Source organism: Leptospirales bacterium (assembly GCA_019694655.1).
Taxonomy (GTDB): domain Bacteria; phylum Spirochaetota; class Leptospiria; order Leptospirales; family Leptonemataceae; genus SSF53.
On record JAIBBN010000018.1, the window covers coordinates 1 to 11620 of the forward strand.

General features: G+C 60.9%; 11 protein-coding genes. 6 read left to right on the plus strand and 5 right to left on the minus strand.

Annotated features, from left to right (window positions below):
- Positions 1-144: 144 nt before the first annotated feature.
- On the minus strand, positions 145-1206 hold the full coding sequence (locus tag K1X75_16390) for a site-specific integrase (protein MBX7059644.1): 1062 nt from the start codon (positions 1204-1206) through the stop codon (positions 145-147).
- Positions 1207-1484: 278 nt separating this feature from the next.
- On the opposite strand from K1X75_16390, the gene K1X75_16395 reads away from it, so the two are divergent.
- The gene (locus K1X75_16395) at positions 1485-2333 is read left to right on the plus strand and encodes a hypothetical protein (protein ID MBX7059645.1); all 849 of its coding nucleotides are present in this window, start codon (positions 1485-1487) and stop codon (positions 2331-2333) included.
- 11 nt (positions 2334-2344) lie between these two features.
- Here the strand turns inward: K1X75_16395 and K1X75_16400 are convergent, their stop codons facing one another.
- The 4 genes from K1X75_16400 to K1X75_16415 all read right to left on the minus strand — a co-directional run bounded on the left by K1X75_16400 (position 2345) and on the right by K1X75_16415 (position 6225).
- Positions 2345-3886, minus strand: coding sequence for a 2-isopropylmalate synthase (locus tag K1X75_16400; GenBank protein ID MBX7059646.1), 1542 nt, complete (start codon positions 3884-3886; stop codon positions 2345-2347).
- 224 nt (positions 3887-4110) lie between these two features.
- Positions 4111-4995 (minus strand): hypothetical protein, encoded by an 885-nt coding sequence (locus K1X75_16405; GenBank protein MBX7059647.1) that lies wholly within the window; start codon positions 4993-4995, stop codon positions 4111-4113.
- A gap of 14 nt (positions 4996-5009) precedes the next feature.
- Entirely contained in the window at positions 5010-5522 is a 513-nt protein-coding gene (locus K1X75_16410) for a hypothetical protein (GenBank protein MBX7059648.1), read from the minus strand.
- 31 nt (positions 5523-5553) lie between these two features.
- Complete coding sequence (locus tag K1X75_16415) at positions 5554-6225, minus strand: hypothetical protein (protein MBX7059649.1); 672 nt, start codon at positions 6223-6225, stop codon at positions 5554-5556.
- Between the two features lie 82 nt (positions 6226-6307).
- On the opposite strand from K1X75_16415, the gene K1X75_16420 reads away from it, so the two are divergent.
- From K1X75_16420 to K1X75_16440, 5 genes are all read left to right on the plus strand, one after another.
- Entirely contained in the window at positions 6308-6715 is a 408-nt protein-coding gene (locus K1X75_16420; GenBank protein MBX7059650.1) for a hypothetical protein, read from the plus strand.
- Positions 6716-6851: 136 nt separating this feature from the next.
- On the plus strand, positions 6852-7910 hold the full coding sequence (locus tag K1X75_16425; GenBank protein MBX7059651.1) for a cytochrome c family protein: 1059 nt from the start codon (positions 6852-6854) through the stop codon (positions 7908-7910).
- A gap of 62 nt (positions 7911-7972) precedes the next feature.
- Complete coding sequence (locus K1X75_16430) at positions 7973-9379, plus strand: SH3 domain-containing protein (protein ID MBX7059652.1); 1407 nt, start codon at positions 7973-7975, stop codon at positions 9377-9379.
- A gap of 22 nt (positions 9380-9401) precedes the next feature.
- Positions 9402-10949, plus strand: a complete 1548-nt coding sequence (locus K1X75_16435) for a hypothetical protein (protein MBX7059653.1) — start codon at positions 9402-9404, stop codon at positions 10947-10949.
- A gap of 183 nt (positions 10950-11132) precedes the next feature.
- The gene (locus K1X75_16440) at positions 11133-11606 is read left to right on the plus strand and encodes an Hsp20/alpha crystallin family protein (protein ID MBX7059654.1); all 474 of its coding nucleotides are present in this window, start codon (positions 11133-11135) and stop codon (positions 11604-11606) included.
- Positions 11607-11620 lie beyond the last annotated feature (14 nt).

Consider the following 11620-nt stretch of genomic DNA (forward strand, 5'->3'; position numbering starts at 1 on the left):
ATAACTCATTCTATACGTCTTCGTCTTTCTGGTCAATCTCGTTGCCTATCCGCCTTCGTCTTGTCCGCACCGCGTCGCAAATAGACGAATTCGTATTGTCGCACTCCCTTGTTGGTTTTACGAACTTCGGCCGCCTCGACGGCTTCAGTCGTCCAGCGGGCTCTTCAGCCGCAGAACATCGTTGCGCGCTACGTGAGTGTAGATCTCGGTTGTCCGCGTGCTGGCATGTCCAAGGAGCTTCTGGATGTAGCGAATATCGATGCCACGCTCGTGCAGGTGCGTGGCGAAAGAGTGTCGCAATCCGTGAATCGACACGTCCTTTGTGATTCCGGCTGCCGCACGGGCCCGTTCAAAGACCTTTTCAGCGCTGCGCTCTGTCAGGTGTCGCGATGGATCCTGTCCCGAAAAGAGCCACGGTCCAGCGCGATAGTTTCTCAAATAATCGCCGAGCGGCGCCCGGACAGCCTTCGCCAACAGAGTGTAACGATCTTTCTTTCCTTTTCCCTGGCGGACCCGAATGACGCCGCGGTCGAGATCCAGATCCGATAAGCGCAATGCCACCAGCTCACTGACGCGCAATCCGGCGGAATAGCAAAGGGTGAGCAGCAGTCGGTGCTTTTCATTTTTCGGCTGCTGAAGCAGACGGTCGACTTCTTCGCGGGAAAGCACGACCGGCAAATGCCGATCGCGCCGGACAGGGGGTATTTCGGCGCCAATCGAGACCCGGCGCACTTTCCCAAAGTAGAATTTCAGCGCTCCGGCGGCGATGCGCAACGAAGTAGCTCCATGACGCTCCGCGATGCCGTGCAGGAATTCGCGCACATCCGCCGGCTGGATTTGCGCGGCTGGTTTCCAGCATTCGAGCAGAAGCTCCCGCGCCCAGTAGTAATAGGCGCGGATTGTTTTGCGACTGTAGTTGCGGATTCGTAGCTCACGTACCAGATCGCCAAGCTCAAAGCATTGGCGCAGGTCCAGCATTCGACCAAGCAATTTACGCATTTGTCGGTGCTGAGCGCTGCCCATTGGCAGCTCGTAAAGATGCTCAGCAACGCGCCGGGCATCCGGCAGGGCGAAACTGAGCCGCTCATGGACGTCGCTAGCGGCGTTTTGTCCGAGCTGCAGGCAAGCCAGCGTTGGACCGCAGTAAATCAGAACAACGCTTCGCGTCGAAATGCGGCCAGGGGTGCTCGGTCGATGCAGAACCATGTCCTGCCAGCGCACGTAGACGCGGCGCGACTCGTTCCGTCCCCTTTTTTCTGCCAGCCCCAGGCACGGCTTCGCCCAGTGAGTCCCAGGCGCTTTTTTCGCCGTCCCCTCACCGAGCTTCAGCAGACCATGTTTTCCAGACCGGCTTGTATGCTTTCAACAATTTTATCATTCATGGTCCCTGGCAATTTGCGGCGCAGTCGCCTCCGGCATCGCTGCGCTGCAGGGCGGCCGGCTGGTTGACGTCGAGGGCGGCGGTCTGGCGGCTGTAGTTGCACATGTCCTCAGTCTATCGCGGACGCCTCGCCCCTTCGCCCACCGGCGATCTGCATCTGGGCCACGCGCGCACCTTCTGGAGCGCATACAGTCGGGCGCGGGAGCGCAAGGGGCTGCTGGTTTATCGGGAGGAGGATCTCGATGTAGCGCGCTGTCGCCCGCAATACGCACAATCGGCGCTGGATGATCTGCGCGCGCTGGGCATCGTCTGGCAGGAAGGGCCGGACATTGGCGGAATGCTTGGTCCGTACAAACAAAGTGAAAGACAGCATTTCTACCAGGCGGCGTGGCGCGCGCTCAAGGCCACAGGCTTGATCTATCCCAGCGCCCATTCGCGCCGCGATGTGCAACGCGCCCTTTCGGCGCCGCAGGGCGAGGAAGAGAGCGAAGCGATCTTTCCCCCGACGCTGCGTCCGCCGCCAGGCGAGGGACAGGATGCGGCCTCGCCCGGCGATTGCAACTGGCGCTTTCGCGTTCCCGACGGCGAAAGCATTGCCTTTCTCGATCGACGACTTGGCCTGCAACGCTTCACCGCTGGCGTCGATTTTGGCGACTTTGTGGTCTGGCGCAAGGACGGCTTTCCCTCCTACGAACTGGCCGTGGTGGTCGACGATGCGGCGATGAAGATCAGCGAGGTGGTGCGCGGCGAGGATCTCTTGCTTTCTACGGCGCGGCAGCTCTTACTCTACCGTGCGCTGCAACATGCGCCGCCGGAATTCTACCACTGTGCGCTGGTGCTCGATGAAAACGGACAGCGTCTGGCCAAGCGCAGCGCGGCTTACAGTCTGCGCGCCTTGCTTGCTGAATGTGGCGGCGGCGAAGCGCTGCGCCGCCGCTACAGTTTTCCCTGAGCGCCTCGGCCTCAGCGCGCTGCAGCGGCGCCGGCGATCTTCAGCGCAAGCATGCGATTCAGTGCGTTGATGTAGGCGCGCGCGCTGGCCACCAGGATATCCGTATCGCTGGCATGACCGGTGAAGCTGCGGCCCTCCTGTTCGATGCGGATAGTCACCTCGCCCTGTGCGTCAATGCCCTCGGTGACGCTGCGCACGCTGAATTCCGTCAACTTGGGCTGCAAACCGGTGATGCGGTTCACGGCGCGATAAATCGCGTCCACCGGTCCCGTGCCAATCGATGCGTCGCTTCTGAGCTGACCCTCGGGATCGGACATGCGCAACGTCGCTGTAGGAATGGCGCGATCGCCGGCAGAGACCTGCACCTGATCCAGCTGCCAGGCCGGGCTGTCGCCTTCGCGCAGACTGTCGTTGACGATGGCCTGTAGATCGCGATCGTCCAGCGCCATCTTCTTGTCGGCCAGATCCTTGAAGGCCGCAAAGGCGCGGTTCAGTTCGTCTTCGCCCAGATCATAGCCCAGCTCTTTCATGTGTACTTTGAAGGCGTGGCGACCGGAGAGTTTGCCCAGCACCAGCTGCGTGCCCTGCGGAATGCCAATCTCCGTGGGGTCCATGATCTCCCAGGTTTCGCGCAGCTTGAGGATGCCGTCCTGGTGGATGCCGGAGCTGTGGCGGAAGGCGTTCTTGCCGACAATGGCCTTGTTCCACTGCACGGGCATGCCGGAGTAGGTCTCCACCATTTTCGAGGCGCGATAGAGTTCGCGGGTTCGTATGTTCGTATGGAAATTCAAGAAATCCTTACGAGTGGCAATAGCCATCACCACCTCTTCCAGCGAGGTGTTGCCGGCGCGTTCGCCAATGCCGTTGATTGTGGCCTCGATCTGCCGCGCGCCGTTCTGAATGGCGGAGAGCGAATTGGCCGTGCACAATCCCAGGTCGTTCTGGCCATGAAAGGAAAGCACGGCCTTGTCGATGTTCGGCACCTTTTCGCGCACCGAGCGAAACAGGTCGCCCAGTTCCTCGGGGATTGCATAGCCCACGGAGTCCGGCAGGTTGATGACGGTGGCGCCGGCGGCGATACAACGTTCCACCATCTGGTAGATGAAATCGCGATCGGAACGCGTGGCGTCCATTGCCGAAAATTCGACGTTCGGCGTAAAGCTGGCGGCCAGCTTGACCATCGCGGCGGCCTGCTCCAGCACCTCTTCCTTGTCCTTTTGCAACTGATGCGCCATCTGGATGGCGCTGGAGTTGATGAACACATGGATGCGCGGATCGACGGCTTCCTTGACGCCCTCCCAGGCGGTCTGGACGTCGCGCGGTATGGCGCGCGCCAGGGCGCAGATCGTACAATCTTTGATGACGCGCGCAATCTGCTGCACTGCCGCCAGGTCGCCGGGACTGGTGCAGGGGAAGCCGGCCTCGATGACGTCGACGCCCAGTCGCTGCAACTGCAGCGCGATCTCCAGCTTTTCATCCGGCGTGAAGGCGACGCCGGCCGATTGCTCGCCGTCGCGCAACGTGGTGTCAAAAATATAGATTCGTTCGCTCATTTTGCTACATCCTTATCGAAGATTTCAGCGAGGGGCAGGGCCCGAAGGGAGGAGGCGCGGTCGCACGCGACAGGAGCGTCGCCGCGCCATCATAGTGCGAGATTCAGCAGCAGCAGTTGCGCGGCGGCCGCAAGGCCAATGTGAAAGCGGGAAATCATGCGCGCGTCTGGCTCTGTTTTGAGCATCGGCGCCGGGGCCCCTGGCGTCAACAAAATCCTGAGGCCTTAGTGCTCAGCGGGCGACGGCGCAGCGGGCGGCGCGGGCGCCTCGCTCTCGAAGAGTTCCACCTGCTTGCGGATGCCGATGCGAAAGACCGCCGAATTGACATAGAGCGCATCAGGCGGCGAGCCGTCGCTGCGTTTGAGCTGCGTCTGCACCGCGTGTCGACTGCTGAGCTCCGTTACCGACTCCAGGAAGATGTGCGTGTTGCTGAACAGCCCGCTGTCGAAGTGCTTTCCCAGACGATAGGCCAGGATGAAGCTCTGTGAGAAGACCGGTCGCCAGTGAGATCGCGTATCGGTTACAACGACTCGATTTTCGGCAATCAACAGACTGTAGTAAGCCTGGCCCCAGTTCAGGCCCAGTGCAATCTGAAAGTCGTCGCCAAAGTAGCCGAGATAGAGCGTGCCATAGGCTTGCGCCTCTTCGTAGAGATAATCCATGCGCCTGGCAAACACGCCCTGGCGCGGCAGCAGCAAGATCGACAGGGCCTCTTGCGGATCCTGCGAGACGCGTCCGTCGTCGGGATAGTTATCCAGCACGCCGCGGTAGGTGCGCGGCGAGTTGAGCGTCAACTGCAGCGCCACCAGCGGATAGATCCACGTATCCTTTAGAAATTCCAGGCGCTGCGGCTGGGAACTGACATTGTAGAATCCGCGCGAACGTTGCTTGTGGCGCGAATGCGCCAGCACGCCCTCTTCATCGCCGCCCTTCTTGTAGCCAAAGTCTTCCACCAGCTGCGGCTTGTTGGTATAGAAGCGCACGCTGGCGCTTTCCAGACCGACAGCAATGTGCACCGTTTGAAAATAACTTTCGACGGTCTGGCAGGCGCCGGCTGCCGGCAAGAGCGCAGTCAGCGCAAATACTCTGGCAAGTGAACGAAGCTTCATGGCTGCAGCGCCCTTCAGGGATGATAGGCGCCGGCGCCCGGCTGCAATTGTTCCTCGCGCGGCACGCCGTAGAAGCGACGTCCATCGCGCCGCAAAAATCCGCGCAGCAGCAGATCGCCAGCCAGAATGACCAGAGCCTGCGAGGCCTGCTCGTTTCGGGAGCGATCGCCATCGTTGTTGGCGGCCATCAATTGATGAACAATTTCGCGTTGTTTGGGAGTCAGGATGCCCAGCATCGCGCCGGCCAGCCTGGAATCGCCGCTTTGAAAAACGCGCGCCAGCACTTCCGGGGGCGTGCGTTCCACCACGTAGTAGAGCGCCAGATTGTCGAAGAACAATAGATCGCTAGCCTTTTGAATGGGCGAGGCGGAAGAGGAGGCGCTCACCGGGAACAGGCGGCGAAAGATCGACGGACAGTCAAGGACGAATGACTGCATTGCAATGGCGATTGTCGGGACGATCGGTATTTCGTAGGAGCAGGTCGTAGTCTTGAGTCGCCCGAATATGACCGAGTAGGGCGCAGGCATGGGCGCCCGCAACCGGCAAACAACGCCGCGCTTAGAGTCGCAGCATCACGTTCAGTCCAAAAAGCAGGATCGGTCCTTGGCCCACGCCCTCGCCGCGCGTGCGCACATTGATTTCGCCGCCGGCGCTGAGCGAGGGCCCGATCAAAAGCGTATCGCTTGCCGCAAACAGATAGCGCAGCTCCAGCGTCGGCTGCAACACGTCGATTGTTGTGCGGCCCTGACGTTTGCCCTGCAACGTATGAAGGTTGCGCCACTCGGCCGGTGCAAAGAGCGCCACAAACAGCCAGTCTTCATCGCCGACAACGCGATCCAGTCGATTGCGACGCTGGTCGCTCCAGGCAATGTTCAACCGCCAGTAGTCCGCGCGCAGTCCCAGACCCCAGCCCTCGGCATTGGCGGAGTTCGAATAGAGCATTCCAAGCGAGGCGCCGGCGCCGCCGCCGCGTTCATCATCGTGAGCGCCAAAGTCCTGGCGAAAGGCGCCGTTGTAACCGGCGCGCAGCGTAAGTCCAAGATGATCGCCAAGCGGCAGATCCAATCGCAGCGTGCCAATGCCGCCGGCCGGATAGGCTTGCGCCTCGAGGCCCAGAAGCCAGGGCCGACCGTCAGCCTCGCCGTCGCCTTCGGCGGCTAGAGCGCTCAGCGGCAGGAGCAGGAATGCGACCAGGAATGCTACATTGAATAGAAGAATTACCCTGACCATATTGCAAAGTGGCAGCGGCAACTGCGCTCAAGGACTGGACACAACGGCCGATCCTGATATCATTAGAGGAAGTGTGACGCCCATGGTCTCTTACAAAGTACGCCTTTTTCTGCTGCTGTTGCTTCTTGCCGGCAGTCCGCTCTATGCCGATCGCCGCACCTATGAGGCCGAGCAGCCGCTGGGCGTCCTGATTGCAAAGCTGGTGGAAGAGCTCAGCGAAAGCAATGCTCCTTTCACCGTCATGCGCGTTTACAATCCGGATCGCGATGGCAAGCAGGGCATGATGCTGGTGCATGGCTCGGCGCGCACCATGTGCGAGCTGGTATTTCTGGAACATCCCGGCGGCCGTCGTTCTGGCATCCGCGTCCTGGCCCAGGACCCTGCCGTCGACAAGCTGATCCACGACTTGTTGACCGGTCCACTGGGCATGCGCGAAGCTGGCGTCAATGATGCGCCGCTGCCGCCCAATAACTGGCCGGTGCAGCCTTAGTCTGTACTTTCTCTTCGCCCTCGGCGCGCTGGGCGCCTTTTCTGCGCTCTGCCGGCCGACGCCGGGCTTCGAGCACGATGCGCGCTTTGATTCTGCGTCGCTGAAGGTTCTTGGCTTTTCGCGTGCATTGCGCCCGGTGTCCTTCGATGCGCAGCGGCACGCGGCGCGCTCGGGCGACAAGCTTTTGGCCAGCTCCGCCGGCTGCCGTTCCTGCCACCAGCAGGTCTACGATAACTGGCGCCAGAGTCGCCATCGCGTGGCCTTCAGTAACCCGCTCTACCAGGAAGCGCACGAGCGCGAACCCTCGGTATGGTGCTTGAATTGTCACGCGCCCTTTGTGCGTCCCGGCGGCGAGCCGCAGCGAATCGCCGATCGAGTGCAGGCCGAGGACGGTATTTCCTGCATCACCTGTCATGTACGCGATGGTCGCGTCTTGACGGCGCACAGCCCGCAACAGCAGGCGCAAAGTCCGGCGCATGACTATCTGATCGCCGCCGATTTTGGAACCGAAAAATTGTGCGCCAGCTGTCACCAGTTTAACTTTCCAACGGCGCTCAGTTCGCGACCGGGCCAGAACGTCGTCTACTCGGCATTGCCAATGCAAAACGTAGCCGCCGAATGGAGCGAAGCCAACCCCGGCGGGCGACTGAACTGTGTGCACTGCCATGTGAGTCCCAATAGCCCGGAGAGCCATCGCTTCCCTGGCGGCCACGCCCTGAGCGACCTGGCCTCCGCCCTGCAGGTCGAGGCCGAGGCCATGACGCCCGATACGATCAAGCTGAATGTGCTGATGCTGGGCGTCGGTCATTCCTTTCCAACCGGCGATCTGTTTCGGACGCTGCGCATCGAACTGCGCGACGCACGCGGACTGCCCTTCAGCGAGCTGCTTTTAAAAAAGACCTACACGCACAGCGCAGGCCCGCTGGGGCCGGAGACGCCAGCGCGTCGACTGGTTTCGGACACCCGTCTGCCGCCGCCGCAACTGGGCGCCTACTATGCCGAGCGCAGCTTTCTGGTAGCAGTGCGGCCTGTGCCTGATTTCATTACTGTAGAACTCTCTATGGATTATCTGGAGCCCAGCGCTCATATCCTGACGCGGTTGCCTTTGAGCGATACGCGGCCCCTGATCAAGACGCTGCGCCTGCCAGTGGTCAATGCCGCTGCGGCGCGCAGCGAAATGGCTCTGCGGCCCTGAGCGCTGCAGTCGGACAAAAAATAATGACGACAATCTGTGCGGGCCATTCCATTACCGGCCCTGTGAAGTCGACCATTCAAATTCTTTTTGTATCTTTGCTGATCGCGGCGGCTGGCGGCGTGGCCGGCGCCTGCAAGAAAAGCGAACCAATTGGCCTGCTTTTCGTCGTTGGCGATCGCGCTCCGGTTTTCTCTGCTCCGGAGGTAGTGCGCAACCCGCAGCAGCTTTTGCAGCGCGGTCAAAGCGCCGTGGTGCTTGCCCAGCGCGTCGAGGATGATCGCGCCGGCGATCGTCGTCTCTGGTATCGGGTGCGTGTGGGCGATCGCGAGGGATACGTTGCCTATGATGAAACCCTGATCCGGAACAATGTGATGGCCCTGATCAACGTAAGCGAAGCGCAGGTGGCGCTGGTTACAGGCGACAGCCTCCGTTTGCGCAGCGGGCCGACGTTGCGCTCCGGCGTGGCCGCTACGCTGCGTCGCGGCGATGTGGTCGATGTGCTGATGGAGGGTTCGCTGCCACAAACCATCGAGAACCGGCGCAGCATCTGGCTGAAGGTGCGCAGTAAGAACGGCATCGAAGGCTTTGCCTTTGCCGGATTTCTGGAACGAGCGCCGGCGGCAAATGCCGCCGAACTGGCCAGCTTTGGCGGCATGCAGGGCTTTCAGATCACACGCGGCTTTGTCTGTATTACCGGCGTCAGTCCGCGCTACTTTGGCAATCCAGCCCTGGGCACGCCGCCCGACGCTACGCTGCAGACTGGCTGCGGACTCAATCAGGTCAGTTCCCTGCCTGCGCCTGGGGAATGCGCGCAGGTCAGCGCGGTGGCCGCGCACCAGAATATTAAGTACTACAGAATAGATGAGGCGATAGGCAATGAGTATGGTTGCGAGGGCGGACGTCTGGCCTGGGTTTCACAGGAAGACGCTGAGTTCACCGACAACCTTACCGCTTATGACCAGCAGCATAACGGCAATCCGGAACTCTCGCCGCAAATGCAGGCTGTAGTCGCTTACCTGAATGGCAGCGGCGCTCAGCTAATTCCTTCCACGGCAAAACTGGCGGCGCTGGATGTTCCAGAGGGACAGCCGGTACAGCTCTACAACCTGAGCGTCGATGTCCAAGGCGAACAGTACCGCGGAACACAGTCCTTTCTGGTCAGCTGTGAGAATCAGCAGTGCAAAACCATTGGCTACTTTGAGGGCGGCAGGACCTTTGCCTATGACGGCGTGTTGTATCTGGTGACCAGCTACAGCGAGCGCGCCGAGATGAGCATCGCAGTTCGCCGCTACCACAACGGGGAATTCCAGCAGATCGGAGAGCTGTACAGTTCGGAGGAGCCGGAAATCGAGGCGCCCCTGATCCACATTAGCGGCTGGGACGAAAGCAGCAATCAGGTCAGTCGAATCAGCTACCGTGTCGAAGGCGACCATCTGACGCGAGTTGCCGCCGAAGGCGGCGCGCAATAGCAGGCGCAAAGCTTTCATCGCCATGGAGGGACTGCACTTCATCCTGCGCTATCCGGAGCGCCTGCCGCGGCTGCCTGCTCTGCTGCGCTTGCTTGGCCTGGTTGGTCTGATTGCGTTGCCCTTCAGCTCCGGCTGGCGCAGCGAGAGCGGCCAACAGCAGCTGCGTCTTGGCGGCGGTCTGCGCATCGTCGGCAACATCGAAGAGCGACAGTCCTACGGGGAAGCCTGGGGCTACGAGGCGCTGGACGTTGAACTGCAGGGCGCCGCGCCCGATCTGGTGCAGATTCTGGATGATGAGCTTCCGCTGCGCAAGGCGCCTTCGGCAAATGCGGAGCTGGCGCGCGAGGATGCAGTTCTGCGCTACCAGTTTGCGCTACTGCACGAAGGCCGCGGCGCCTGGAAACAGATAGAACTGCTCAACGGCGACGAAGGCTGGATCTATGGCCGCTGTAGCAACGACCTCAGTCAGCTGCGCGGCGGGCGGCTGCTGGTGCGCAGCGTCGATGTGCAATCTTTTGGTCCGCACTACCAGTACTCCTGGCGAGGCGTGGCGGCGCTGCCCTTTGCCCTGCTGAGCCTGTGCAACGTGGTCTGGATTCCGCTCCTGCCGGCGCTCTTGCTCTGGCCCTGCTTTCGACTGGCCTGGTTGGGCGGCGTCTTGCTCAACTGGCTGCACGCGCTCATCTTGCAAAAGCACAACAGCGATCTCTTACATTTTCTTGCGCGCTGCGACCTGTTCGGCTCCAAGCTATTGCTTTCGATCAGCGGCCTCTGCGGACTGACGCCGCACCTGGACCTGCACAGTGCGGAACGCGCCCGCTATCCCTTTCGGCTCTACTACGATGTTCCAGGCGATGCCTCGCGCCTCTCGAGCTTCCTGCGATTGGTCTTGCCCCTGGCTTTACTGGCGCTGGCCTACCTGTGCACTCGACTCTCTTCGATGTTGTGGCCGGCGCACGGCGAGCTGCTGGGCAAAGTCATTCTGATCGCCCTGCCGGCCCTGGCCCTGGTTGTAGCGGCGCTGTGCATCCTGGCGCTCTGGATCTCCGTGGCTATTGGCGGACGCGCCTGGCGACCGGCCGGCGACGCATTGTTCACGCTGGCGCAGATTGGACTGGCGCTCGCGGCGCTGATTGCCGGTCTGAGCAAGGCGCCTGGCTCTCTGCGCGCCTGGTTCTCTGCGCCGACAAAGGCCAGCGGCGGCGAGGCGCAGGCCGAAGATATCGATCCACAGAACGCAACGCGTATGGAAATCAGCCTGCCAGCGCTCTGGCTTTTGCTCCTGTCCACCGGCGGTCTGTATTTCTTCTTATGGCTGGGACGCACGCTGAAGATCCTTGGCGAAGACGTCTTTGGCAGCATCACGATTGCCCTGCTTGGTCTGGGCCTGCCGCTCAGCTTTCTTTTGCCGCGTTGCTATCGGCGCAGCGAGCTCTTGCTCAAGTCCGCGCCCGGCTGGCTTTTCGAGGCCTTGCTTGCGCTGCCTGGCTTGAATGTACTGCTGGGACCGCTCATCGTTCAACATCAAATCAACTACTATGCGCGTCTGCGCGCTCGCAGCGGCGGCTGACCGTTCCAGTTTTTTGCCAGGCGCCGCCCGTACTTTTGCCAGGCGCGCTGACAATTTTTGCCGCCGTAACTCGCCAGCAGCGGGATTTATTGTTGATTTCAATGCCTGAGGAGAGGCAGTCCGGAAGGGAATCGCGCCCGTTGCTGGATTTCGGGCGGCTGATTCAGGAGCCGGTTAATGGACATGAAAGAGCTTTTTCCCTGGAAGCGGGAGAAGGGTTGGCCCTTCGATGAATCGTTTTCATCCCTGCAGAAGGAGATCGGACGGGTTTTCGACGACTTCACGCGCGGCCTTGATGTACGCGGGCGCAGTATGCTGCGGCATTTCGATCCCAAGGTCAATGTCAGCGAAAACGACAAATGCATTCGCGTCACTGCCGAGCTGCCAGGTCTCGACGAAAAAGACGTTGAGGTGCACGTAAACGATTACTCGCTGAGCCTGCGCGGCGAGAAGAAGTTTGAGAAGGAAGAAAAGGATGAGGAGCATCATGTAATTGAACGCTCCTACGGCTCCTTTCGCCGGGTAATCCCCTTGCCGGAGGGCGTGGAGCGCGAAAAGATCAAAGCAAGCTTCAAGAAGGGCGTGCTGACAGTGGAAATTCCCAAGTCGGCCAAAGTTCAGGAATCGGCGCGCAAGATTGATGTGAAATCAGAGTAAGCCGGCGCCGCCGC